General features: G+C 42.3%; 25 protein-coding genes and 3 pseudogenes. 20 read left to right on the forward strand and 8 right to left on the reverse strand.

Annotated elements, in window-relative coordinates; translation table 11 throughout:
- Entirely contained in the window at positions 1–228 is a 228-nt protein-coding gene (locus ACEPST_RS00245) for a hypothetical protein (RefSeq protein ID WP_084995208.1), read from the reverse strand.
- A gap of 253 nt (positions 229–481) precedes the next feature.
- Here ACEPST_RS00245 and mobQ point away from each other — a divergent pair, with 253 nt between their 5' ends.
- The 9 genes and pseudogenes from mobQ to ACEPST_RS00290 all read left to right on the forward strand — a co-directional run bounded on the left by mobQ (position 482) and on the right by ACEPST_RS00290 (position 7,403).
- The gene (mobQ, locus tag ACEPST_RS00250) at positions 482–2,542 is read left to right on the forward strand and encodes a MobQ family relaxase (protein ID WP_125688738.1); all 2,061 of its coding nucleotides are present in this window, start codon (positions 482–484) and stop codon (positions 2,540–2,542) included.
- 83 nt (positions 2,543–2,625) lie between these two features.
- A complete protein-coding gene (locus tag ACEPST_RS00255; protein ID WP_008212308.1) occupies positions 2,626–2,937 on the forward strand; it encodes a hypothetical protein in 312 nt (103 codons plus the stop codon).
- A 67-nt stretch (positions 2,938–3,004) separates the two neighbouring features.
- Positions 3,005–3,487: pseudogene (locus ACEPST_RS00260) on the forward strand (hypothetical protein); the annotation flags it as partial.
- Positions 3,474–3,842 carry a thioredoxin family protein gene (locus ACEPST_RS00265; RefSeq protein ID WP_125688719.1) on the forward strand — a complete coding sequence of 123 codons (369 nt, stop codon included), beginning with the start codon at positions 3,474–3,476 and terminating at the stop codon, positions 3,840–3,842. The pseudogene ACEPST_RS00260 and the gene ACEPST_RS00265, both read left to right, overlap by 14 nt.
- Entirely contained in the window at positions 3,843–4,313 is a 471-nt protein-coding gene (locus tag ACEPST_RS00270; RefSeq protein ID WP_395390430.1) for a conjugal transfer protein, read from the forward strand.
- A gap of 1 nt (position 4,314) precedes the next feature.
- Positions 4,315–5,826, forward strand: coding sequence for a VirD4-like conjugal transfer protein, CD1115 family (locus tag ACEPST_RS00275; RefSeq protein WP_125688717.1), 1,512 nt, complete (start codon positions 4,315–4,317; stop codon positions 5,824–5,826).
- A gap of 23 nt (positions 5,827–5,849) precedes the next feature.
- On the forward strand, positions 5,850–6,188 hold the full coding sequence (locus ACEPST_RS00280) for a hypothetical protein (protein WP_057784760.1): 339 nt from the start codon (positions 5,850–5,852) through the stop codon (positions 6,186–6,188).
- A gap of 49 nt (positions 6,189–6,237) precedes the next feature.
- Positions 6,238–6,627: a thioredoxin family protein gene (locus ACEPST_RS00285; protein ID WP_395390431.1), complete on the forward strand. Its 390-nt coding sequence runs from the start codon at positions 6,238–6,240 to the stop codon at positions 6,625–6,627.
- Positions 6,628–6,695: 68 nt separating this feature from the next.
- Entirely contained in the window at positions 6,696–7,403 is a 708-nt protein-coding gene (locus ACEPST_RS00290; RefSeq protein ID WP_395390432.1) for a putative immunity/bacteriocin fusion bifunctional protein, read from the forward strand.
- Between the two features lie 439 nt (positions 7,404–7,842).
- Here ACEPST_RS00290 and ACEPST_RS00295 read toward each other — a convergent pair whose 3' ends face one another.
- Positions 7,843–8,169 (reverse strand): hypothetical protein, encoded by a 327-nt coding sequence (locus tag ACEPST_RS00295; RefSeq protein WP_225360278.1) that lies wholly within the window; start codon positions 8,167–8,169, stop codon positions 7,843–7,845.
- 55 nt (positions 8,170–8,224) lie between these two features.
- Between ACEPST_RS00295 and ACEPST_RS00300 the strand changes: the two genes are divergently transcribed.
- The 3 genes from ACEPST_RS00300 (at position 8,225) to ACEPST_RS00310 (ending at position 9,567) form a co-directional block, all read left to right on the forward strand.
- Positions 8,225–8,476: a transposase gene (locus ACEPST_RS00300; RefSeq protein ID WP_089109983.1), complete on the forward strand. Its 252-nt coding sequence runs from the start codon at positions 8,225–8,227 to the stop codon at positions 8,474–8,476.
- 253 nt (positions 8,477–8,729) lie between these two features.
- Positions 8,730–9,314, forward strand: a complete 585-nt coding sequence (locus ACEPST_RS00305; protein ID WP_103434022.1) for a recombinase family protein — start codon at positions 8,730–8,732, stop codon at positions 9,312–9,314.
- A 7-nt stretch (positions 9,315–9,321) separates the two neighbouring features.
- Complete coding sequence (locus ACEPST_RS00310) at positions 9,322–9,567, forward strand: hypothetical protein (protein WP_041818219.1); 246 nt, start codon at positions 9,322–9,324, stop codon at positions 9,565–9,567.
- Between the two features lie 87 nt (positions 9,568–9,654).
- On the opposite strand, the gene ACEPST_RS00315 is transcribed toward ACEPST_RS00310, so the two are convergent.
- From ACEPST_RS00315 to ACEPST_RS00330, 4 genes are all read right to left on the reverse strand, one after another.
- Entirely contained in the window at positions 9,655–10,203 is a 549-nt protein-coding gene (locus ACEPST_RS00315; protein ID WP_003712348.1) for a cysteine hydrolase family protein, read from the reverse strand.
- A 1-nt stretch (position 10,204) separates the two neighbouring features.
- Entirely contained in the window at positions 10,205–11,644 is a 1,440-nt protein-coding gene (locus ACEPST_RS00320; protein ID WP_057785053.1) for a nicotinate phosphoribosyltransferase, read from the reverse strand.
- Between the two features lie 115 nt (positions 11,645–11,759).
- On the reverse strand, positions 11,760–12,464 hold the full coding sequence (locus ACEPST_RS00325) for an NUDIX hydrolase (protein ID WP_107696700.1): 705 nt from the start codon (positions 12,462–12,464) through the stop codon (positions 11,760–11,762).
- A gap of 222 nt (positions 12,465–12,686) precedes the next feature.
- The gene (locus ACEPST_RS00330) at positions 12,687–12,995 is read right to left on the reverse strand and encodes a TetR/AcrR family transcriptional regulator (RefSeq protein ID WP_236008262.1); all 309 of its coding nucleotides are present in this window, start codon (positions 12,993–12,995) and stop codon (positions 12,687–12,689) included.
- 19 nt (positions 12,996–13,014) lie between these two features.
- Between ACEPST_RS00330 and ACEPST_RS00335 the strand changes: the two genes are divergently transcribed.
- The 6 genes and pseudogenes from ACEPST_RS00335 to ACEPST_RS00360 all read left to right on the forward strand — a co-directional run bounded on the left by ACEPST_RS00335 (position 13,015) and on the right by ACEPST_RS00360 (position 20,000).
- Positions 13,015–13,215 carry a DUF536 domain-containing protein gene (locus ACEPST_RS00335; protein WP_225361824.1) on the forward strand — a complete coding sequence of 67 codons (201 nt, stop codon included), beginning with the start codon at positions 13,015–13,017 and terminating at the stop codon, positions 13,213–13,215.
- Between the two features lie 159 nt (positions 13,216–13,374).
- Positions 13,375–14,547 (forward strand): IS256 family transposase, encoded by a 1,173-nt coding sequence (locus tag ACEPST_RS00340; protein WP_057879063.1) that lies wholly within the window; start codon positions 13,375–13,377, stop codon positions 14,545–14,547.
- Positions 14,548–14,669: 122 nt separating this feature from the next.
- Positions 14,670–15,845, forward strand: coding sequence for an IS256 family transposase (locus ACEPST_RS00345; RefSeq protein WP_395345228.1), 1,176 nt, complete (start codon positions 14,670–14,672; stop codon positions 15,843–15,845).
- A gap of 227 nt (positions 15,846–16,072) precedes the next feature.
- On the forward strand, positions 16,073–17,278 hold the full coding sequence (locus ACEPST_RS00350; protein WP_002825823.1) for an NAD(P)/FAD-dependent oxidoreductase: 1,206 nt from the start codon (positions 16,073–16,075) through the stop codon (positions 17,276–17,278).
- Positions 17,279–17,393: 115 nt separating this feature from the next.
- Positions 17,394–18,770 (forward strand): FAD-dependent oxidoreductase, encoded by a 1,377-nt coding sequence (locus ACEPST_RS00355; RefSeq protein WP_024855732.1) that lies wholly within the window; start codon positions 17,394–17,396, stop codon positions 18,768–18,770.
- 314 nt (positions 18,771–19,084) lie between these two features.
- Positions 19,085–20,000: pseudogene (locus ACEPST_RS00360) on the forward strand (IS30 family transposase).
- Positions 20,001–20,012: 12 nt separating this feature from the next.
- Here the strand turns inward: ACEPST_RS00360 and ACEPST_RS00365 are convergent.
- Both ACEPST_RS00365 and ACEPST_RS00370 read right to left on the reverse strand, forming a co-directional pair.
- Positions 20,013–20,102 (reverse strand): annotated as a pseudogene (locus ACEPST_RS00365) (cation transporter); the annotation flags it as partial.
- Positions 20,103–20,230: 128 nt separating this feature from the next.
- Positions 20,231–20,422, reverse strand: a complete 192-nt coding sequence (locus ACEPST_RS00370; protein ID WP_101512242.1) for a hypothetical protein — start codon at positions 20,420–20,422, stop codon at positions 20,231–20,233.
- A 126-nt stretch (positions 20,423–20,548) separates the two neighbouring features.
- Between ACEPST_RS00370 and ACEPST_RS00375 the strand changes: the two genes are divergently transcribed.
- Positions 20,549–22,078 carry a multicopper oxidase family protein gene (locus ACEPST_RS00375; protein ID WP_076639171.1) on the forward strand — a complete coding sequence of 510 codons (1,530 nt, stop codon included), beginning with the start codon at positions 20,549–20,551 and terminating at the stop codon, positions 22,076–22,078.
- Between the two features lie 39 nt (positions 22,079–22,117).
- A complete protein-coding gene (locus ACEPST_RS00380) occupies positions 22,118–23,491 on the forward strand; it encodes an MFS transporter (RefSeq protein WP_104368221.1) in 1,374 nt (457 codons plus the stop codon).
- The last annotated feature ends 48 nt before the right edge of the window (positions 23,492–23,539 follow it).

Raw genomic sequence — 23,539 nt, forward strand, 5'->3', positions numbered from 1 at the left:
CTAATGATCTACGGACTTTACCTTTAAAAATTCAGAAAATTGCTTGGATAAAAGCTTAATCTGATCGTTAGACAAATTAGCATAATCTAAATTGGCTTGACTGATGATTTGTTTACCTAGACGTTGTTCAATCTTATTTTTTTCGTCCTTAATTTTTTGATTAAGGGCTTTTAATTTAGCTTCTTGTTTTTCTAAGTTGCTTTGAGACATAACGATCCCTCCAATCATATTAGAAATAATCACCGAAACTATATCATAAGGGAAACGTTAAGTCAAAGGATAAAAGTTGAAATAGCGAAGCGGAAGGCATACACTAAAAGTAAATTCAGGAGAATCAGCAGACCGAGTGAAACGAGGTCAATGCGCACTTACACATAGAATTAATTCTATGTTGTGCTAACCCCCAAAAAACCTGTATTAGAAGTCGCCGATGGCGACAACAGAGGAAAACCCATAGAATCAAAGTAAAGAGGTGACTAACATGGCAATATTTCATATGAGTTTTAGTAATATTAGTGCTGGTAAAGGACGCAGTGCCATTGCCAGTGCCGCTTATCGAAGTGGTGAAAAATTATTTGATAATCAAGAAGGCCGCCACTATTTTTATGCCCGCTCGGTTATGCCAGAAAGCTTTATTTTAACCCCCAAAAATGCACCAGAATGGGCCAGTAATCGAGAACAATTATGGAATGAAGTTGAAAAGAACGATCGTAAATCAAACTCGCGGTATGCCAAAGAATTTAACGTGGCTTTACCGGTAGAATTAAGTGAATCCGAACAGAAAGAATTACTGACAAAATATGTGCAAGAAAATTTTGTCGATCAAGGTATGGTAGCTGACGTAGCAATTCATCGCGATCACTCAGACAATCCGCACGCACATGTGATGTTAACCAATCGCCCATTTAACCCCGATGGTAGTTGGGGATTAAAAGCAAAGACGCAGTACATTAAAGATGAAAATGGCAAGCAACTTTTAACCAAAAGCGGGTTTCCAAAACAAAGGAAAATTTGGTTGGTTGATTGGGATAAAAAGGAAAAAATTAATGAGTGGCGGCATAATTGGGCAACAAGTGTTAATCAGTCTTTAGCACAAAAAAATATTCCGGATCGGATTAGTGAAAAATCGTTTGTCGATCAAGGGATTCAAGAGACACCTACCCAACACGAAGGCATTAACAGCCAAAGAAAAAATCGAAAAGCATTTAATCAACAAGTTAGAGCGCAAAGAAACGCTCAAGCTAAATATCATAATCTTGACGAAAAGATAAGAAATCATGAACATTTTGACGCGTTAACTGACGAGCTATCGTTCTCTGAAAAACACACAATTAGTCATCTAAGTCAGCAATTGAAAACCTATGTCGATTTAGAACATTTAGATGATAAACAGCGCATGCTGTTTAATTGGAAAAACAGCTTATTAATCAAACATGCCATTGGTGAAGATGTAACCAAGCAACTGCTGACTATTGACCAGCAAACGACATCACTAGCACAAGCTAACCAGTTGTTAAATAAAGTGGTGGAACGAGCAACGAAAAAGCTTTATCCGGAACTTAATTTTGAACAGACAACCGCAGCTGAACGACGGGAACTGATTAAAGAAACTAATAGTGAACAAACGATTTTTAAGGGTAGCGAATTGGCAGAACGGTTAGCGGATATTCGAAACGACTTATTAACCCAGCAATTATTGACGTTTACCAAGCGGCCATATACCAGCTGGCAGTTAGTTAATCAGCAGGTCCAAACAATTAAGAAGCAATTAACCACGGTACTAGCCAAACATGGTCACCAGTTAGACGATTTGAAGCCTACTGATCGGGGCATACTAGCCGCTTATCAACCAAGCGAACTCGAATTCATTTCTAAAGCGGTGAAAGATTTACGGGTCATGCGGGAAGTTAAAGCCGTGGTGCAAACCCAATACGACAGCATTCTAACGACTGCTTTTCCGGACAGTGACCTCGATAAGCTAGAGACGATTGACAAGGAGCAAATCTATACCGCTGTGGTTTACTATGACCCAGAATTAAAGCCATTAAGCGCCGATGATCTTAGTCAATTGCAACAGCAGCCACCGGTAGTCTTTACTAGTCAGCAACATCAAGCCGGTTTAAATTACCTGTTAGGTAAAATGGAATTAAAAGATATTCAGGATCATCGACTGCAACGGGTCTTAAAACATGATGGCACCCGGCAACTGTTTATTGGCGAATGTGGCCAAGATCCTAAGTTGGATCACCAACAAATTGAAATGGTGCAAACCCGTTTGAAACAACAGACAATGCGCTTTGATCAATATAAGCGAGCTCAAGTTAAGGACTATCAGGCCATTAATTACCACCCAACTAGCCCGAAAAATTACCTGATGAATATTTTGGACGAAGCCTTAATGACCACTTTATATGCGAAAAATACAGACTATCTAAGAAAACAGCAACTACGTGGACTAAAGGAGACCGAGTGGGAAATGACGAAAAAGCAACGGCAACACCAAACTCGAAACCGGCATGAAGATGGGGGCATGCACTTGTAATCTAAATGTAAAATTAAAAGTGCACCAACGTGCTCATTTAATGGTACAATGAACCCATAATATAGGGAAAGGAGTATTCACATGTGACAAAGAAACAGGAATGGTTTAGCTTAGCTCAAGCTAGTCTCAAGCTTGAACGAGGTAGTACGTACGTGAGTGTTTGGTTAAGACGGCACCCTAACGAGTTGCCAAGTGAAATGCTCATGGAAACGGGCAAAGTTAAATTAATATCTGAAGATGGCATTGAATGGATTAAAAACCACATAAAAAAAGAGGGCGTCCTCGTAAGCAGTGAAGTTGCTAACGGGGATCAGCACCTGGAAGTTACGATTCTAGGTGTCACCCTCCTAACAATCCATTTTACCGGGCGGGTTAGGGGAAAGCTAGTTGTTTAGCGTCCCTAACGCGCTTTTTTTGAGGAGGTGATCCAATGAAAGCAGAAAGCTGGCAAGGCATTAATGGCAAGTTAGTCAGCAATTGGCTAAAACCAACCAACAAAAGCAGTTATTGAGCACCCAAATTGACAGTTATAAGACCTACCAAAATAATAAAGACAAAAGTTCGGCTGAACTTAGCTTTAATACGGTGGTCACCAAGTTCTTTGATGTCATGAATAACTTTAAGCCCAAGACCTACGGTCAGCGTAAAGATGGCGTTAAAAACTTGATTTCCGACAAGTTATATCAGCAATACTTTTCCAATAAAGGGACTTATGGCGATAGCAATAGTGTTTCAGCCAAGTTAAACCAACTGAATCTGTATACACAAAGTAAGCAGGGGCAAAACATGAAAGGCTTGGCGGTTGTTAGTTACCAAAGTAAGAGTGGCGACAACGACTGGCAAAAGGCGACGGTACTTTACCAGGTGACCTTCGATACCACCACGAATCGAATCACCGCGGTACAAAATTTAGGTAGTAGCTTTAAAGCCAGTGACCTTAATTAAACGGGTTAGCAAAGTCCTAGCGGTAATCGTGGTGGTTTTAGCCGTTAGTAGCTTTGCTAATCATCAATACGTGAATCACGTGGAAAAACAGCGATCAATCGTGACGTTAGCTAAGCACCCTAAAAAAGTGTTGTTCTTCTATCGCGATGATTGCCCGGATTGTCAATCCATTTTTCACCGAATCTATTGGCACAACGCAATTAGTCATAACATTGTGTTTATCAACATGAATCAGCCGCAGAATCGCCATTACATTCAGAAGTATCAACTAACGTCGGTGCCAACCTTGATCCATTGCAAGCAACGGTACACCGGCACCAACCAACAAAAGATTAAACAGATCGTAGGTGATTAGATGAAAAGTAAACTCTTAAATGCCATTAAAGCAAGCTGGCCGTATTTACTAACGCTAATCATTGGCTTGTATTTAGCGGAGATTTTAGCTGGCTCTGTCATGGTCTTGTCCCGTTATAAGCTAACCTTTGCGGATCATATGCCAACCGTATTAAAACAATTAGCTTTACACCCTTGGCACTATTACAACTTATATTTAGGCCAAAAGAACCCGGTACTAATTATTGTCAGTGTCGCCGTGATCCTATACACCATCTATTTTGCTTTGAAACGAAACAGCAAACATAAAGCGTGGGAAACTGCGGACACTGAAACTCACGGGAGTGCGACCTGGGGTGATCTAAAAGAATTGAGTAACCATTACTTTAGTATCAATGCCAAAGACCTGACAACAGCGTTTAACAACAGTACCAAGGCAGCAGTTCTCAAATCATTAGTCGACCGTGAGAAATCATCGAAGGGGGCAGATTAACATGAATGGCACAATTTTAGGAATCGTGGATAAGCAGGCTGTTTATCAGAACAACTCAACCAAACCCAACCGGAATATTTTTGTGGTCGGGGGTCCCGGTTCGTATAAGACCCAATCAGTCGTGATTACCAACCTGTTTAACGAAACGGAGAACAGTATTGTCGTCACCGATCCGAAAGGTGAATTATACGAAAAAACGGCCGGGGTTAAGTTAGCCCAAGGTTATCAAGTGCATGTCGTCAACTTTGCCAACATGACGCACAGTGACCGCTATAATCCCTTTGATTATATTCAACGGGATATTCAAGCCGAAACCGTCGCCACTAAGATCGTCCAAAGTGAGAATGCGGAAGGTAAGAAAGACGTGTGGTTCAGTACCCAACGGCAACTTTTGAAGGCACTAATTCTGTTTGTCATGAACCACCGGTCGCCAGAGCAACGGAACTTGGCGGGCGTAACCCAAGTCTTACAGGAAAATGATGTGGAAGCCGAAGAAAAGGGCACAGATAGTCCGTTAGATACCTTGTTCCTGGATTTGAAAATGTCCGATCCAGCGAGACGTGCTTATGAATTAGGTTTTAAAAAGGCGAAAGGGGAAATGAAAGCCAGTATTATTGAGAGCTTGCTGGCAACCATTTCGAAGTTTGTCGATCAAGAAGTGGCCGACTTTACCAGCTTTTCAGATTTTGATTTAAAAGAGATTGGCAATACTAAGGTTGTCCTATACGTGATTATTCCGGTGATGGATAACACTTACGAAAGCTTCATCAATCTGTTTTTCTCACAATTGTTTGATGAATTATACAAATTAGCTGCCGATCATCACGCTAAATTACCCCATCAAGTCGATTTTATCCTTGATGAATTTGTTAATTTAGGGAAGTTTCCGAAGTATGAAGAGTTCCTGGCAACTTGCCGGGGGTACGGTATTGGTGTGACGACCATTTGCCAGACCTTAACCCAGCTGCAAGCCTTGTACGGCAAGGATAAAGCCGAAAGTATCTTAGGGAATCACGCCGTTAAAATCTGCTTGAATGCGGCTAACGACGTGACCGCTAAATACTTTAGTGATTTGTTAGGTAAATCAACCGTTAAAGTCGAAACGGGAAGTGAGAGTACCAGTCATAGCAACGAAGAGAGCCATAGCAAAAGCGATAGTTACAGCTATACGAGCCGTTCGCTCATGACGCCCGACGAAATCATGCGTATGCCCGAAGATCGGAGTTTATTAATCTTTAGTAATGCGCGGCCGGTCAAAGCTACAAAAGCGTTCCAATTTAAACTATTTCCTGGCGCCGATCATTTGGTTAACTTGTCACAGAACGAGTATCAAGGCCAACCAGAAGCCAGTCAAGAAACTAATTTTAAAAACAAGGTAGATAAGTGGAATCAGACAGTTAAAGCACAGCACCAAGCCAAAAAAGCCGATCAGACAACTGATGATGAGGAAGACAAATTGCAGGACAACATCGATCAAGAATTAGAGACTAGACATAAGAAAATGCTGGGATAAGGATTATAGAGGGAGAGTAACTTATGAAATCATATAGGAAATATATAATCGCTGTAATGACAGTATTGCTGATTGCGGTTGGCCTAACTGCTTGTGGAAAGTCAACTGCACAAGATCTCCAGAGTCATCAATGGACGTTTGACTCTAGCAAAGGTGATGGTTTAGCCGCAACTGCCAAGTTTACTAAAAGCAATCTAACGCTAACCGAGGCTGGGTTTAGTGAAGTTTACACGTACGAGCTAACTAACAGTGGCAGAAATGAACAAATAAAATTTATTGGTAAGAATAGCGTTTCTGGAAAACAAGAGACTCGCTTATTTAAAATGGCAAACAAAATTAATTGTGATATTATGATCATGTAGCATATATTGATTGTTTTAACATCGATTTTATGTGTTGAGGAGGCTTTTTATGAAAAAACGAAAAATAACAGTTTTAAGCAGTTTTTGCTTGTTCGTAATAGGAATCAGCCTCATGTTTTTACTTCCAAGTACAGTGCTCGCAAAGTCAGAGGGAAAAGTGGTGAATGTAAAATTAACCACCGCATTAAAATTGCTCAAACAAAAGAAAAGAAAGATAACGTATGTCCTCTATGCTTCTAGATACTGCATTCATTGTCAAAAAATGAAAAAGATTTACCGACAAGCTATTGCTAAGCATCCTAACAAGGAAATCTTTAAAGTCGATTTAGCTAACGAACCTAATTCTAGCTATAAAAAATTAAAGGGACTGCATGTAAATGCTATACCAACTTTAATAAAATACAATGGCACCCATGAGGTTACACGTTTAGTTGGATAATCCAAAATTTCAGTAGTAGACAAGTTCTTACAATAAGGGTTCCTTAAAAATTAGAGGAGTTGTTGATTATGAGTAAGGCAAAACATTTTAAAAAAATATTTATCGGACTACTAATGTGCTCAGTTACTGTATTACTTGGCTCGTTCTTATTCCCAATTAATGGTTCGGCTAAAACTAGAGTTGGATCTTATTACCATAATTTAAATACAGAGCTTAAATATTCAAACTTGAGTGCAAAGGTTTCGTCTTTGAGCTCAAGCAATGCACAGCAAGATGTTTCTAATTTAAATAAAAGTGAGAAAATAAATAACTATTTAAATAATATAAAAAAACGTGGTTATACCAATGACCAAGACGCAGTCACACCATATAATTATCGTGCAACATCCTCAGTAGATCCTTCTATATCAACGGATGTTGTTTATAGTGTTTACAAAAATAATGACAAAAATACTACAATATTAACTCAAACGGTTGTTGATAAGAGCAATAATAAGGTTGTAAGCTTCTCTGCTGAGCAAGGTACTACTAAGAGCACATCACCAAAAACCGAATTTTCCGCCTCAAACAATGAACTGAATCAAATTAATATTCTGGCGAAAAAAAAGACAAAGCATTTTAAATTTCATGGCAAAGAATTTTCATGCGGTATGGCTGGTGTGTTAGCTTGTGGTTCCTATTGTGCAGTTTGGGCTGCCGTAAATGGCATCGCAGGTTTAGCTTGCGCTGTCGTGTGTGGCGCTGCATCAGAAGGTGCATGTGCAATGAATCATTAATAAGAGGCAATTTTTATGAAAAAATATGAGAAAAATTTACTCTTTTACACGACTAAAAGTTTACCCATTTCGGGAATAATTGTTTCTGCAGGTGCTCTATTATATTTTGTTATTTATCAAAATAACTATACATGCGCAGCTGTTTTATATTCATTTATTCCGTTAATTGGCACTGTTCTAATTGCATTACCTTTCTGGATCCTTGTATATCGAATTAAGAAAGGTAATTCTCATTGATAAATAAAACCTATCTAAAGATAAATTACAAGTTCTAATGCTACACTTCAAGAAATTAAAGATGATTTATAAAAAAGTTCCAATGTAGACTTTTACATTGTCCGCAAGATAAAAGTCTACATCGGAACTATGTTAACTTTTAAAGTTTACCTGCGTGCTTTGAAAAAATACCCAATATTTGAATGTCTTGCTATGCGTTTTCCTATCTATCCGATTTATCAACAAATTCCATTATTTTAATCGCAATCACGGTTGGCAATCCGATCACTAACAGCTCGATACAAATCACCAAAAAGCTAGTAAGTATCGCCCCAATACATCTAACGGCGCCCCAACCCGTTAATTCAGGGTGCCAAGTGTCCCAAATCGACTTAAGGCCGGATCCGTGCAGCACCATCGGTACAATAACCCACATTAATAGCCCCAAGGTCGCCAGCAGCGTGATAATCCCCATCACCATAACAATAATGGTAATTGTCCGTTGTAAGGTACTCTTTTCAAGTTGGATGTAAGCTGATTCCTGAGACAACTTTTAAGAGAGCGTATAATGAATAAATCGTCTCTCAAAAGGAAGGAATTTTTACATGCCAACTCGTTACGACAAAGAATTCAAACAAAACATCATCAACCTATATAAACAAGGCGAATCAGCCGCCCAACTGGCCAGAGAATATGGCATTGGCTATTCAACCGTTCATAAGTGGATCCAGGGCCAAGCCAAAACTCAATCCGGTAAATCGCCAGACGAAATTAAAGCGATGGAAAAGCGGCTGGCTTCCCTGTCTGAGGAGAACGAAATCCTAAAAAAAGCCCTCGGCTTCCTTGCGCAGAGATAACCGATATCTTTGATTATATCCAACAAGAAAGCCAAAATTACCAGGTAACTAAGATGTGGCGAGTCATCGGGGTTTCAAGAGCGCATTACTATCGCTATAAAGCCCACAGGCCCTCAAAAAGAAGTCTGGAAGACAAAGATCTGAAACAGCTTTTAGAAAAGGCCATTAGGGTATACCCTAATGGCCTTTTTTATTTCTGTGCTATACTAGGAATTACAAGTGTTCATTAGAACTGTCCAAAAGGAGATTGGAAATGGCTAAAATCGGTTATGCGCGTGTGAGTTCCAAGGAGCAACATTTAGATCGACAGTTAGCGGCTTTAAAAGACGTTGATAAATTATTTACGGATAAATTAAGTGGGGCTAACACTAATCGGCCAGAACTGCAAAAAATGCTGGCCTATATTCGTGAGGGTGATATCGTCCTGGTCACTGAATTAGATCGCTTAGGCAGAAACAACCAGGATTTAACTAAGATTATGAACACCATTCAAAATAAGGGGGCCACCTTAGATGTGTTAAATTTACCGTCCATGACCGGGATTGCGGATCCCAACTTACGGCAACTGATGACCAACTTGATTATTGAACTCTATAAGTATCAGGCCGAAAGTGAACGTAAGCGAATCATTGAGCGCCAGCAGCAAGGAATTGCCTTAGCTAAGCGACAGGGTAAATATCATGGGCGCAAACCCCAATACACCCAAGACGATCCCCGCCTGCAACATGCTTTTAAGCTTTACCAGGCAGGCATGAGTGACATTGATGTGACTCGAAATACCGGGATTAAACGGACGACCTTTATCAGATATCGCAAAAAGTTTAATATAAAAAGATGAGACTTATATGTCAGATAAATTAAAAACCGTTTTTTATGAGCAGCAAAACTATTTTGAGAAAATGATGGGAATCATGTTAGAGTGGTATCATTTATTAATCGGAATGCAAACAACTGTGCTCAACATAGTTCTGAAAGTGTTTGTTGTTCCATTCTTCGATTGCATGCTTAGTAGCTTTCGATTCATCGTACACGTTTTTATTTTCAAGATTGTATTTGAAAATAAAATGTTACCTTTTACCCTAGAAAGGTAACGCCAAAAGAAAAATTCCCAATGCATTTAGCAAAGGGAATTTTTTGTAATTAATTCGTGGTTTTTTTGATAATCATTTGAAAGTGAATTATCGAATTGTGGCCCCTAATACGTTTTTAAAATGATTCATCGCCCATTCAGCACCAGCTGGTGAGAACGTGGCCACGGCTGCTTGTGGAATCACAATGTGGTAATCCAGGTTGTAGGCACTGATTGCGGTGTGGAGGACACAAATATCAGTGCAGACACCAGCAATCCAGACTTCATCAATCCGCCGTTCCCGCAGGTAGTTATCCAAATTGGTGTTTTGGAAGGAGGAGTAACGGTTCTTATTGAATTTGTAGACATGGGAGTCGTCATGATGTTGATCAAACCAGCTGCCGACTTGGCCGTATAGTTTCTGACCGGTCGTCCCAATAATATTATGGGCCGGATATAGTTTGGTTTCTGGATTGAATGGGTCATTAAGCCGGTGACCATCAGTAGGAAAGATCACATAATCATGCTGGCTTAAGAATTGATCGGCTAACCGCATAATTTCTGGGGCCAACGTCTGCGCTGGCTTGCCAACCGTTAGTGATCCCTTATCAGCCACAAAGTCGTTTGTATAGTCAATAATTAAGAGCGCTTTAGCCATCTTAATGTTCCTCCGTAAATTGAGCTTTAGTAATTAACTGTTCTTGCAATTCAGCCAATGTAGCTGTTAAGTAAACTGGGTACCGATCGGGGTTAACTAACCGTTTTGTGGCTTCTGGTAATTCTGCTACTTGATCCATTGAGAATTGCTGAATCTTAAAGAGATCATTTTCGATTGGGGAAGCATTGGAACCCAGATATTCTTGCATCAATGGCTTAGCATTAAAATTAGTCAGAACTTGGCTGGCGTGCGTGGCTGCCGAATTAGCATTAACCACTTTCAATGGAGCCGTGATGTGCTCATCAGCCAGGGCAATCACATCGGCGATCGCTTGATGAAGGTTATCTTGCCGGTAAATCCGGTAAACTTGCTTATTACCAGGAAGGGTGATCTTTTCTCTGCTATCACTAACCTTAATTTTTGGGATCCATTGATCATTAATCTTTTCTTCGGCGAGCTTATAAACGCCACTTAATACCGGACTGGAGGAACTGGTAATTAAACGTTCCCCAATCCCAAAGTTATCAATTGGAGCTCCTTCATCCAACAACGACTTAACTACATGCGCATCAAGGGCATTTGAAGCTGTAATCTTTGCCTTGGGGAAGCCAGCATCATCGAGCATCTTCCGGGCTTTGATGGCTAATTGCGAAATGTCACCGGAATCTATCCGGATCCCGACTGGTTGGTGCCCTTGAGCGCTAACTTGCTTGAAGACCCGAATCGCGTTCGGCACTCCTGACTTCAAGACATCATAAGTATCAACGAGCAAGGAAACTTTGTCAGGATAAACCTTGGCCCAAGCTTGAAAGGCACTTAATTCATCAGAGAAGCTTTCGACCCAGGCATGTGCCATTGTGCCGGCCGCGGGAATATTAAATTTACTGGCTGCTTGTAAGTTCGACGTGCTGGTACAACCGCCGATCACCGCGGCTCGCGCCCCATACGTGGCGGCATCAGGGCCTTGCGCCCGCCGCGCGCCAAATTCCATAATTGGTCGGCCTTGAGCGGCATGGTTGATTTGCCAAGACTTCGTCGCAATTAATGATTGATGGTTAATGATGTTTAGAATAAAGGTTTCTAACAGCTGGGCTTCAATCAACGGTCCACTAATTGAAATAATTGGTTCCCGTGGGAAAACAGGGGTTCCTTCTGGTAAAGCCTTAATCGAGCAGTGATTTTTAATCTTGCTCAGGTAATCCAAAAACTCGGGAGTAAATTCATTCAGGGAGGTCAGGTATTCAATATTCTCCTTAGTGAAATGCCAATTTTGAACTTGTTCTACCACCTGCTGGAGACCAGCGACAATGACAAAACTACCGTTGTCGGGAACCCGGCGGTAAAAGACGTCGAAGCGAGCTTGTCGATCATGGGGTAGGGTAGCGTAGTACCCATTGGCCATGGAAAATTCATATAAGTCGGTTAATAGTTGTAGATTCATCTTAAATGCTTCCTTTTAAGTAAAAATTACTTTAATTTGGCTAAAAATAAAAGTATGGTTGACTTTTATTTACGTCTAGTATAAATACTTTGCAGCAAAATGCAAATGATGCCCTTTAGTTAAGTTGGTAGAGCTTTGGTGGCCGCCCAGAATGGTTCAAAGTGGCGACCCCGACTTCTTTGAAGAGGTGGTTGTGAGTTTTCTTAAAGTTGGAATTATCAATCTTGTCAATTGTCGTACCTAAGAAAGCCGCAAAGACTTCGCGCGCTTGGCGCAGGGTAAAGGTATTACCTAAGATCCGAAGAATTTGGGGTTGATAGTCCAGCTTGTTTTTAATCCGATTAATGGCGGTAGTAATGATTTGAATATGATCAAAGACCAGGTGACCGGCGGGACTTAGGATAATCTCCTGTTGGTCATGGGTGATCACATAGTTGCCCTGATCTTTATCAAGCACGAACCATTGGGCATCTGTGGCCCCATACCCTGGATGCAATTTTGGGGTTGATGGTAAATAGGTCATATAGGCGAGTGCCAGTGCCCGAGTTCCCGTAACCCGCTTGGGATCTGTAAAGGTGGCCAGTTGTTCGGTTGAATTCATCGGAACTTGCAGGCCAATTTTATCGTCAATTAGACGAATGCAGGCCGCGTCGGCACTCTCTTTACTCCGCAAGAGGGTTTCGGGGAGGGCCCAATGTCCCTTTAGAGGTTCATCTGCCCGCTTAATCAATAGTAATTGTGGTCGGTGTAATTCAGTATTAAAACTCCAAATGACGTTGGTGATGGTCACCAATGGCCGGGCAATAATTTCACTATCCAATTGACGCTCCTCCCTTCATAATTGTTAACTCAACTCTATTTTAGCATTTCTCGGCCACTAGTAATTGCCCAGTTGCTTTAAATCATGTTTGACGAGGATTGCTAAATTTTGAATGGTGATCGACGTCGGCTGGGCTAACCATAAGCAAAAAGTATTCCAGAAAATACCGACGGCAATGCGGGTCATATATTCAACTTTGGTATCGTTAGTGACATCGACGTGTCAAGCAACACTGGGGTGGCGGAGATGGAAACGCCGAAAGAAAACCGGCATCGTTTGGTTAGTATTATCCAAGATCTTATAGCTTAAACCAGCTTTAACTAACAAAGCCAATTTAGCTGAGTGAGCTGGCCAGTAAGTAAAGAAGTCATCGATGACTTCTTTATAGGTTTGGGGGTTAACTTGCAAGATCCAATCAGTGTATTTCTTTAGTAAGGAAATAACATACTGATTAATCACATCGTCTTTGCTTTTGAAATTCCGGTAAAAAGTCCGCCGGGAAATACGGGCTTGGTTACTAATATCGATCACGAAAATTTCTTGGTACGGTTTGACGGTTAATAATTTTTTACAGGCTCAAACCAAAGAACAATCAGCTTTTATTGAGCTACTTAAACAGCAGTTAGAGGTTAAGGACGAACAGATTGCAACGACTAATAGGATTGCCGATCAAGCACAACAATTAGATTTAACTACACACAAACAATCACAACCATCATTACCTCAACAAACCGAATCTGAGAGAGCGTAAAATATCTTGTGTAAATGCATAAAAGATTTCTGAATTGTATAGAAAGAGTGTTTAAATAATTATGTGTAAATAGAAAAATAAGCAATTGAAAAGGGAAAGCCTCTCCCTTATGATAGTTAGCAACCACACTCACTTCATAGGACATAGGAGGCTTTCCCCATGACTCAGTTTAACAAAGAAATTATGGCAGCACTAGCACAAAAGCAAGATTTGGACGAAGTTTTTCGGCAACATTTGGAAACGGCCATCAATGATTTAATGCACGAGGAACTTTCATCGTTCCTCGGTTATGAACCCTACGACCGCCAAGGCTTTAACAGCGGCAATTCACGCAATGGGCATTATCTGCGAACCTTTAAAACTAAGTATGGGGAACTAAACTTGGAGGTTCCACGCGACCGAAATGGCGCCTTTAATACGCAAACTATTCCAAGCTATCAACGCCAAACGGATGGTTTAGAAGCCACGGTTGTCCAGCTCTACGAAAAAGGGATTACCACTAGTGAGATCGCGGATTTGATTGAGAAAATGTATGGTGCTCATTACACACCACAAACGGTTTCAAACCTCACGAAGGTCGTTGACCAACAGGTCAACGCCTTCAAGACGCGCCCTCTAGCGAGTCGTTACGCAGTCATTTATGTGGACGCAACATACTTACCTCTGCGCCGGGACTCAGTGGCTAAAGAAGCCGTGCATATCGCCATTGGCATTCGACCAAATGGTATGAAAGAGGTCCTAGCATACCAAGTCGCTCCAACTGAATCCAGTACCGTTTGGGAAGAGCTTCTCGTGGACATTCAGCAGCGTGGTGTAAAAGAAGTCCTCTTATTCGTGGCCGATGGCTTAGTCGGCCTTACCAACACAATTGGTGACCACTTCCCTAAGGCTAAGCTCCAGCAGTGCCTGATCCACGTCAGTCGGAACATTGAAGCTCACGTTCGAACTAAGGACCGACAAGAGGTCCTTAACGACTTCAAACTGATCCATCAAGCAGCTACCATGGACGACGCAAAACAGGCCTTAGCTGACTTCATAGACAAGTGGCAAAAGGCGTATCCAAAAGTAACGGGCAAGCTAGAAAATAATCCTCATCTCTTGACCTGTTTCACTTTTCCAGCTGCGATACGCAGTAGCATCTACAGCACAAATCTCATTGAATCATTCAACAAGAAGCTAAAACGGCAGACAAAGAAGAAAGAACAATTTCCAAATGAACCAGCACTAGAACGCGTTCTGGTCACAGTTATTCGTGACTACAACGGCCAAAATTTTGAGCGAACGCATCGAGGTTTCAAGCAAATTCAAGATACGTTAGAATCCATGTATTAGAAGCTAGCTAATGGGAGAGGACTTCCATTTACACAAAAAATTTGACACTCCCTATAGAAATAGGGAATGCCTTCCCTTATGATATTTAGTAACCACAGAAAACATCACAGGAGGCATTCCCCATGAATGAACTTACCACAGAAATTATCGCTGCACTAGCCCAAAAGCAAGATTTGGACGAAGTTTTTCGTCACCACCTCGAAATTGCGATTAACCAGCTGCTTCAAACCGAATTGGCAGAGTTTTGGGGTTACGAACGCTACTCATACGCTGGGATTAACACTGGTAATAACCGCAACGGCAGTTATGAGCGCTCGTTTGATACGAAGTACGGCCAACTTAACTTAACCATTCCTCGAGATCGCAATGGCCGGTTTGAAACTCATACCTTGCCAGCCTACGGTCGGCACAGTGATAATTTAGAAACAACGGTCATTCAGTTGTATACCAAGGGAATTACCACTGCTGAAATTGCCGAACTCATTGAGAAAATGTACGGTGCTCACTACTCCAAAGCCACGGTTTCCAACATGACTAAAGCCGTCAATGAACAGGTTCAAGCTTTCCAGCAACGGCGACTGGCTTCACAATATGCGGCCATCTTCTTAGATGCCACTTACTTGCCGTTAAAGCGGGATACCGGTCAAAAAGAAGCCGTTCATATTGCGATTGGCATTCGTCCAGATGGTACGAAAGAAGTGCTGAACTACCAAGTGGCGCCAACGGAATCGACTGGAATCTGGACTGAACTGCTGGGAACCTTGATCAAGCAGGGCGTTAAAGATGTGCTGTTGTTTGTGGCCGATGGGTTAGTTGGTTTGGATGAAGGCTTGAATCGGCATTTTCCTAAAGCCAAACGACAACGTTGCCTGGTTCATGTTGGGCGGAATCTGATGAACAAAGTTCGCGTAAAAGACCGCAAGGCCGTGATCAGTGACTTTAAACAAGTTCATCGGGCCGCCAACCGTGAAGCAGCCGAACTGAAACTGAATGAGTTCGCCAACAACTGGCATCAGACGTATCCCAAATTAATCAAAGATCTGCTTAAAATGCCGAATTTACTCACTTTCATGGACTTTCCACCAGCTATCCGGCAATCACTATACTCCACTAACCTGATTGAGAACTTTAATAAGCATCTCAAGCGCACCACCCACCACAAAGAACAATTTCCAACGGAAGATTCACTGGATCGCTTCCTGGTTTCTCAGTTTAATGTTTATAACGAGAATTCTCTGAAGCGGATCCACCGAGGGTTCAAAGGACTCCAGGACACCTTGGAAGCATCATTTATTTAAGTTAGATACATATTATATGTACGAAGGCATTTCATTTACACAAGATTCTTGACGCTACCCTAAATCTGGATCATAGTGATATTTGATAGCTTTGTAGCAGTATGTAAATAAAATTATTATTCTGATAAAAGCAAGCAACGATTGACAATTCTGATCGTTATTTTTCGAATCATGGCGTTTTTATATTACAATGATCCTAGAAAAAGTAAAGTTATGGAGGCGATTAGATGAGTGATTTGGATCAGACAAACAGCTATCGATACGTCATTGTTGGTGGCGGAGTGGTTGCTGGCTATGCCATCAAGGGAATTCGACAGGAAGATTCAGAGGGTGAGATCTTAATTATTTCGCAAGAGGCGGATGTCCCATATGAACGACCGGCACTGAGTAAAAAACTATGGCTAGATGATGAATTTACTGAAGAGAACATTCAGATTGGTGCTGAAAATTATCCCAATGTGACTTTTAAGTTCAAGACAACGGTTACGGCTATTAATCGGCAAGATAAGGTCATTACATTGGCCGATAGTGAGCAAATCAAGTATGAACAGCTATTGCTAGCAACTGGCGGAGAACCTAGACAAATCCAGGGACCTTCTGATCCACATGTGCTAGTCTTTAGACAGTGGTCAGATTATCGCAAGTTACGTAAATTTAGTGGTCCGAACAAGCGAGTTGTGATCATTGGTGGTGGATATGTTGGTACAGAGCTCGCATCGTCACTGACCCAAAATGAGACTGAAGTTACAATGATTTTTCCAGAAAAAGCGCTGGGTGAGGGTAAATTTCCTGAGTCTATTCGGACTGAGTATGAAGCCACGTTCAAACGCAATGGTGTCACACTGATGAGTGGTCAGTTTGTCCAATCATATCAACGCCAAGGTGACCACTTGACTCTATTGACAAAGGATGGTACGGTGATCGCAGCCGATACGATCATTGTTGGGTTAGGCGTTACGCCGCGGATTAGTTTAGCTGAAGACAGTTGTTTGGATTTAGCTGATGGTGGTGTGAAAGTTAATGAGTATCTCAATACTAGTGACCCAGCCATCTGGTCTGCTGGAGATATTGCCTCTTATCCAGATCACATCTTGGGTCGGCAACGGATTGAGCACGTGGACCATGCCCGACTTTCTGGTGAATTAGTTGGCCGTAATATGGCAGGTGCTCACATGAGCTATCAGCATACCCCATACTTCTATTCCATGATTTTTGATATTTCCTGGCAAGCAATCGGTAATATTGATCCTAAATTGCAATTGATTTTTGATCGGCGAACGCATGGATCGCTTGTCTATTTCATAGATACCGATAAGTTAGTTGGTGTTTTAGTTTGGAATGTTAAGGTGAATCTTGATGATGTTCGCGCATTGCTTGCGAACGCTCCAGCTACAGATGATCTGGTGGGATCCATTCGAGAGAAGAAGGCTTAGTATCTGGATGAGATATCGGTGAATCATTGCGTCATCACGAATGTACTTTAGAACAAAATGGCCATCATTAACGATTTATTATTTGTCACCCATCTATTAGGAGGCTATATTTTTTATGTCGAAGACAAAAGTTATTGTTGTTGGTGCCTCGCACGGCGGCCATCAGTCGGTTTTGGAACTTACTCACAAATACTCAAACCTAGATATTAAACTCTTCGAAGCGGGAGATTTTATTTCTTTTATGTCCTGTGGTATGGAATTATATTTAGAAAACAGTGTAACGAGTATTAATGATGTCCGTAATTTTAAACCTGCAGATCTCGAAAAATTTGGGACAGAAGTATATGCCAATCATGAAGTGACCAAAATAAATCCAGAAAATAAGCAAGTTACCGTGAAAGATTTAAGATCCGGTAAGATACAGAGCTATGATTACGATAAATTAATCTTAAGCTCAGGCGTAACTCCAAACGATTTACCCGTTCCTGGTCATGAGCTAAAAAACGTTTATTCAATGCGCGGCAAGGATTGGGCAGAAAAGATCAAAGCAAAATTATCTGACCCAGATGTTAAAAATATTACTGTTATTGGTGCTGGTTACATTGGTGTTGAAGCTGCTGAAGCCAGCATCAAAGCTGGAAAGAATGTTACATTAATCGACATGATTAATCGGCCTCTGGGCAACTACCTAGATACCGAATTAACAGATATTTTATCAAAAGAATTGACTAGCAAAGGCGTTCAAGTTGTCACTGGCGCTAAGATTGAATGCTATGAAGGGACTGAATCGGTTTCTGCTGTTAAGACCAACGATGCAGAATATCCTAGTGACTTGATCATTCAAGCTGTTGGAGTTAAACCTAATACTGATTGGTTAAAGGGAACGGTTGAACTAGATAAGCGCGGGTGGATTAAAACTGACAAATATTTGAGAACTAATCTGCCTGATGTCTATGCCATAGGTGATGCGGTGTTGGCCTATTCAATTCCTGCTCAGAGGAACATGCCGATAGCTTTAGCCACGGTTGCCCGACGTGAAGCCCGTTATGTAGTGGAACACATCTTTGAGAACACACCGTCTATGCCATTTTCAGGAGTAGTCGGCTCATCAGCATTAAGTGTTTTCGACTATCACTTTGCCACATCAGGTCTGAATATGACCACAGCCCAAAAGGCCGATATTAAGATTAACACATCTTTTTACAAAGACACTTTACGTCCAGCTTATGTCCCTATGGAGAAGGGAAATACAGAGGTCTACGTAGAGCTGGATTACAATCCAAACACTCATCAACTATTAGGTGGTGCTGTATTGTCAACTTATGATATCACTGCCCAAGGTAATGTTATTTCATTAGCCATCCAACAAGGATTAAAACTGGAAGATTTAGCCGAAGCTGACTTTTTCTTCCAGCCAGGCTTTGACCGACAGTGGAGCCTATTGAACTTAGCAGCCCAACGTGCTCTTGGTGAACTTGAGTTTACAAAATAGAAATTGTAACGACCACTTATAACTTGCTGTTTAGGATCACGAATAAATCAAAAAGAGGCTGTGACATAAGTCTCCACAAATAAGACGGTCTAGTGAGAATCTTCGGATTCTCACTAGACCGCCTTTTGATATAATGGAAAATAAAAAAGGCATCGGCCACACCCGATACCCACAGATTATCCCCGAAAGGACATCTAAATATGCAAGACTATTATGGTGGATTGTAAAATTAATCCGAACGCTGTTCGGACAAAAAAGATCAGCTTCCTTTAAAATGGTGTTTACCACAAACCCATCTTTTAGGAGCTGATCTTTTGTCTAGTATAACCTATTCCGAACGAATTAAAATCGAAACCTTTTGTGAACTAGGGCTGTCCAATATCCAAATGGGCGTTCGGCTGAACCGATCACCGTCAACAATTTCTTATGAATTATCTCGATGTCAACCTTATCAGGCTGAATTAGCACAAACAGATGCCGAATACAAGCGATCACGATGTGGTCGGAAAACTAAGCTGAGCGATGAGTTAAAGCAAAAAATTCTCAACCATTTACGTCTAAGCTGGTCACCAGGAATGATTGCTCACGAATTTAAACTAGCTACTAAATCTATTTATAATTGGCTAAATCAGGAGAGAATTGGTTTCTCCTTGAATGATCTACCCGAACATGGCGTAACGTTGACCAACAATCCAAATATAATCAATCTTTGGGGCGATCAATTGAACAGCGTCCATGATGATTAATCAACGTAATCGCATCGGCGATTTTGAACTAGATACAGTCGTTGGTCCTCGTGGGCATAGTAAGGCAGTTTTATTAACTTTAATCGATCGCAAATCACGGTTCCTTTGGGCATACCGGTTAAAAGATCGGACGACAGCGACTGTTAATGAAGCCCTAACTAAGTTCCTAACCACTTTTAATGGTGCGGTGCACAGCTTTACTGTGGACCGTGGCACTGAGTTTAGTGGGCTAGTATCACTTGAATCACAATATGGTATTAAGACCTATTACTGCCATGCTTATACTCCAGCTGAACGTGGTAGTAATGAACGCTTTAATCGGAATTGACGTTATTTTTATCCTAAAGGGACTCGTTTTGAGCACATTAGTGCTCAAGATTTAACGACGACGTTACTCCAAATTAACCAGCGACCGCTTAAAATACTCGACTGGCAAACACCGTATCAGGTTATGCTGACCAATTTGTCCAAAAATTCGGATTAAATTTGCAATCTACCACTCAAATGCCATCCATGCCGTTGAAAAATATTCAACCCGTAAGGCTGACGTCATGGTTTGTTTCTGCGTCATTGACAGTTGCTGCATTAAACGACCCTCTTTCATGTGACTGTTCATCTAAGTACAGACACATGATATATTCAACATATGTATATATCAACATATAACGCCGATCAATGACTCCATGAAAGGTCTTGCAGCAACTTTTTAACAAACTAGTGCTGGTGGGCGTGTTGTTGACTTGACTGGGGCCGATAAGCGGCAACTAACCCTGTCACAGCGTCCAAAGTCATAATCAGACCCATTAACCACATCGCTGCCATATTGTGCATGGTACCAATTAGAATCAGCAGCACCACATTTAACGCCAGCATGAGCCAGCCCATTATTTTCGACATTTGTTGCATGAAAATCCTCCTCAAGTGTATGGATAAGACCTATACCATTTTTCGATACTACTTTAGGTTAATTCTAAATTATGTTTATGGCAACCCTAAAAAGTGTTAAAATTCTTGTCAGAGGGGGAAATCACGATGAAAACTTATACGGACTATTTCTTTGATGAGCCAGCGTTTGATCTCCACGATGGCGGGTACGTGCCGCTTGAGGTCAGTGATGCGCCTGAGAAGCCCTTAAATGTGCCGCCGTTGTTGAAACCGGATAAAGAGACGGCGACCGACGTTTATTACACGGTGACAGCAGAGGCTGGGGAAACGCAACTGTTACCTGGGGCGAAGACCAAGACGTGGGGCTATAATACCAGTCTGTTAGGTCAGACGATTGTGTATCGCCGTGGTCAGCATACGCATGTGACACTGAAAAACACCCTGCCTGAGTTGACCACTTTTCATTGGCATGGGGCTAATGTCAGTGGCCCTTATGTTGATGGCGGATGCCATGCGCCGGTTTATCCGGGTGAAAGTAAGCATATCGACTTCACATTGGAACAACCGGCGACGACTTTGTGGCTGCACGCGCATCCGTGCCCATCCACAGCCGAGCAGGTTTGGCATGGTTTGGCTGCCATGGTGATTGTCAAAGACGACCATGAAGCCAGCCTGCCATTGCCAAGGAACTATGGCGTTGACGATATTCCGGTCATTTTGCAAGACCGGCGTTTTCATGAGAACAACCAGTGGGACTACCGGGCTGATTATGATCCTGACGGTGTTGCTGGGCCAACTGCAATGATTAACGGTACAATCAATCCCTATTTTGATGTCACCACGCAAAAGGTCCGGTTGCGTTTTCTGGATGGTGCTAATCGCCGTGAATGGCGGTTGCATTTTTCCGATGACCTGCCATTTACGCAAATTGGCGGGGATGGCTCACTGTTACCGGAGCCGGTCAAATTTACCCATTTGATGCTGACTTGTGCTGAGCGTGCCGAAGTGATTGTTGATTTTGGCCAATACCATGAAGGCGACGAGGTCACCTTATATACGGATGATGTGCCATTGCTAAAGTTCCGCATTCATGCTTTCAAACCGGATCAGACTACCTTGCCTGATAAGTTGTTCGATGTGAAGGCACCAGTGGTTGACCCGGCTTTGCCAGTTCGCCACGTTGTGATGCAGGGGATGGACGAAGGTGTTGCGATTGATGGTAAAAAGTTTGCCATGCAGCGGATTGATGCCACGCAACCAATTGGCAAAGCCCAGTACTGGGATGTTACCAATAGCAATGATGCGCCTGGAATGGTTCATCCATTCCATGTGCATGGAACCCAATTCTTAGTCTTGTCGCGGAATGGGCATGCGCCGTATCCAAATGAACATGGTTTCAAAGATACAATTGGCGTGAATCCTGGTGAAACGGTTCGGCTGCTGGTTCGCTTTGATTTGCCAGGGGTTTATATGTATCACTGCCATATCATTGAGCACGAAGATGGCGGCATGATGGCACAGATTGAAACATTCGATCCAGCCAAGCCAAAGCAAGAATATAAATTGATGGATATGGATACGTTAATGATGGCCTTGGCTAAAGAACGTGGCGTCAAACCATCTGAGATTTGGATGGGCGGTATGCAGTCTTATGAAAAAATGGGAATGAAAATGTAAACGTCCCACAATACTAATATAGAAAAAGATGATTTTAATATGCACTCTCCAACGATCAAACATCGCGGGGCTTTTGTCGCCACGTTACTGACAGGTACCTTTTCGATGTCAATTTCTCAGTCTTCTTTAAGCACCGCTTATCCTGCTTTTATGAAGGCTTTTGGTTTAGGAGCGGATACAGTTGCTTGGCTGACAACCGGCTTTATGTTGGTGATGACCTTGATGATTCCGGTTAGCCCATGGCTGTTGCATAATGTTACTTTCCAACGGCTTTTCCAAGCGATTGAACTCATTTTTGCCATTGGGACAGGCTTATGTATCTGGGCACCGAGTTTTACCGTGCTCATGATTGGCCGGTTGTTTGAAGCGATTGCGGTCGGGATTATTTTCCCGAGTTTCCAGACCGTGTTGCTGACGATTACGCCGCATAGTGAGCGTGGTCGGGTGATGGGCACGGCGGGATTGGTCATGGGCTCAGCCTTGGCAGTCGGTCCGATTATTTCCGGTGTTTTGCTGACATGGTTCCCTTGGCAGGCTTTATTCTTGTTCTTCTTGGTCGTTTCGCTGCTTGTGCTGGCCGTTTCAACGGTGACCATTGCGTCTGTCATGCCATTGCAACCGACGCAACTGGACTGGGTGTCCTTCCTTTTATCCGCAAGTTTTCCAATTCTACTTTATGCCTTGGGTGCTTTGTCGAAAAAAGGCTTAACTGTTGGCGTGGTTGGTTTGTTGATTTTAGGCGTTCTGGCAGCTGGTATTTTCGTTGTTCGGCAATTGAATCGCCAACCACCAATGTTGCAAATGCGAGTTTTTGCCACTGGTATGTTTACTAAAGCGGTGTTTCTGACCGGAATTTCATACGTCGGTTTGATTGTCACCACTATCCTGATGCCGCTTTACTTTCAAACGCTACTTGGTTTGTCACCGTTGATTTCTGGCTTGTCCTTAGTGCCAGCTGCGGTGTTGCTGAGTATTTTGAATCCAATTAGCGGGCGCCTACTGGATCGCTTTGGACCGCGTGTTGTGGCCATGATTGGCATGTTGTTGATTACTGGCGGCTTTGGTCTGTTAGCAGTCTTTGCCCATCATTTACCGCTGATTGGGGCAATTATGTTGGCGATGGCGACTGAAGCCGGCAATGCCTTTGTGATGATGCCTTCAGTGACGGCTGGCGCGAATGCTTTGCCGAATGAGCTCGTGGCAGACGGCACTGCGGTTACGACGACGGCTCGTCAGTTATTTGGTTCTGCCGGTGTCATGTTCGCCACAGTGTTGTTGGATGGCATGCAAACCACGCTGCGAAGTCATGCTGGCGGTTTTGCTGTTACCTTCGCTGTGTTTGCTGGCGTGGGCCTGATTGGCTTGCTGTTGGCGTTGACGTTACCAAAGGAAGTCGCGAAGAAAGCGGTATAGCTGCGAATTCGTGCTTTGCATCTACAAAAATGACCGCCTACCAAAAAG

Source organism: Levilactobacillus sp. FUA 3915, assembly GCF_044053135.1.
GTDB classification, from domain to species: domain Bacteria; phylum Bacillota; class Bacilli; order Lactobacillales; family Lactobacillaceae; genus Levilactobacillus; species Levilactobacillus lanxiensis.

Excerpts from the sequence above, each read along its gene's own strand:
- ACEPST_RS00245 (WP_084995208.1), bottom strand. The coding sequence starts at position 228 with ATGATTGGAGGGATCGTTATGTCTCAAAGCAACTTAGAAAAACAAGAA.
- mobQ (WP_125688738.1), top strand. The coding sequence starts at position 482 with ATGGCAATATTTCATATGAGTTTTAGTAATATTAGTGCTGGTAAAGGA.
- ACEPST_RS00270 (WP_395390430.1), top strand. The coding sequence starts at position 3,843 with ATGAAAAGTAAACTCTTAAATGCCATTAAAGCAAGCTGGCCGTATTTA.
- ACEPST_RS00275 (WP_125688717.1), top strand. The coding sequence starts at position 4,315 with ATGAATGGCACAATTTTAGGAATCGTGGATAAGCAGGCTGTTTATCAG.
- ACEPST_RS00280 (WP_057784760.1), top strand. The coding sequence starts at position 5,850 with ATGAAATCATATAGGAAATATATAATCGCTGTAATGACAGTATTGCTG.
- ACEPST_RS00285 (WP_395390431.1), top strand. The coding sequence starts at position 6,238 with ATGAAAAAACGAAAAATAACAGTTTTAAGCAGTTTTTGCTTGTTCGTA.
- ACEPST_RS00290 (WP_395390432.1), top strand. The coding sequence starts at position 6,696 with ATGAGTAAGGCAAAACATTTTAAAAAAATATTTATCGGACTACTAATG.
- ACEPST_RS00300 (WP_089109983.1), top strand. The coding sequence starts at position 8,225 with ATGCCAACTCGTTACGACAAAGAATTCAAACAAAACATCATCAACCTA.
- ACEPST_RS00305 (WP_103434022.1), top strand. The coding sequence starts at position 8,730 with ATGGCTAAAATCGGTTATGCGCGTGTGAGTTCCAAGGAGCAACATTTA.
- ACEPST_RS00310 (WP_041818219.1), top strand. The coding sequence starts at position 9,322 with ATGTCAGATAAATTAAAAACCGTTTTTTATGAGCAGCAAAACTATTTT.
- ACEPST_RS00315 (WP_003712348.1), bottom strand. The coding sequence starts at position 10,203 with ATGGCTAAAGCGCTCTTAATTATTGACTATACAAACGACTTTGTGGCT.
- ACEPST_RS00320 (WP_057785053.1), bottom strand. The coding sequence starts at position 11,644 with ATGAATCTACAACTATTAACCGACTTATATGAATTTTCCATGGCCAAT.
- ACEPST_RS00340 (WP_057879063.1), top strand. The coding sequence starts at position 13,375 with ATGACTCAGTTTAACAAAGAAATTATGGCAGCACTAGCACAAAAGCAA.
- ACEPST_RS00345 (WP_395345228.1), top strand. The coding sequence starts at position 14,670 with ATGAATGAACTTACCACAGAAATTATCGCTGCACTAGCCCAAAAGCAA.
- ACEPST_RS00350 (WP_002825823.1), top strand. The coding sequence starts at position 16,073 with ATGAGTGATTTGGATCAGACAAACAGCTATCGATACGTCATTGTTGGT.
- ACEPST_RS00355 (WP_024855732.1), top strand. The coding sequence starts at position 17,394 with ATGTCGAAGACAAAAGTTATTGTTGTTGGTGCCTCGCACGGCGGCCAT.
- ACEPST_RS00370 (WP_101512242.1), bottom strand. The coding sequence starts at position 20,422 with ATGCAACAAATGTCGAAAATAATGGGCTGGCTCATGCTGGCGTTAAAT.
- ACEPST_RS00375 (WP_076639171.1), top strand. The coding sequence starts at position 20,549 with ATGAAAACTTATACGGACTATTTCTTTGATGAGCCAGCGTTTGATCTC.
- ACEPST_RS00380 (WP_104368221.1), top strand. The coding sequence starts at position 22,118 with ATGCACTCTCCAACGATCAAACATCGCGGGGCTTTTGTCGCCACGTTA.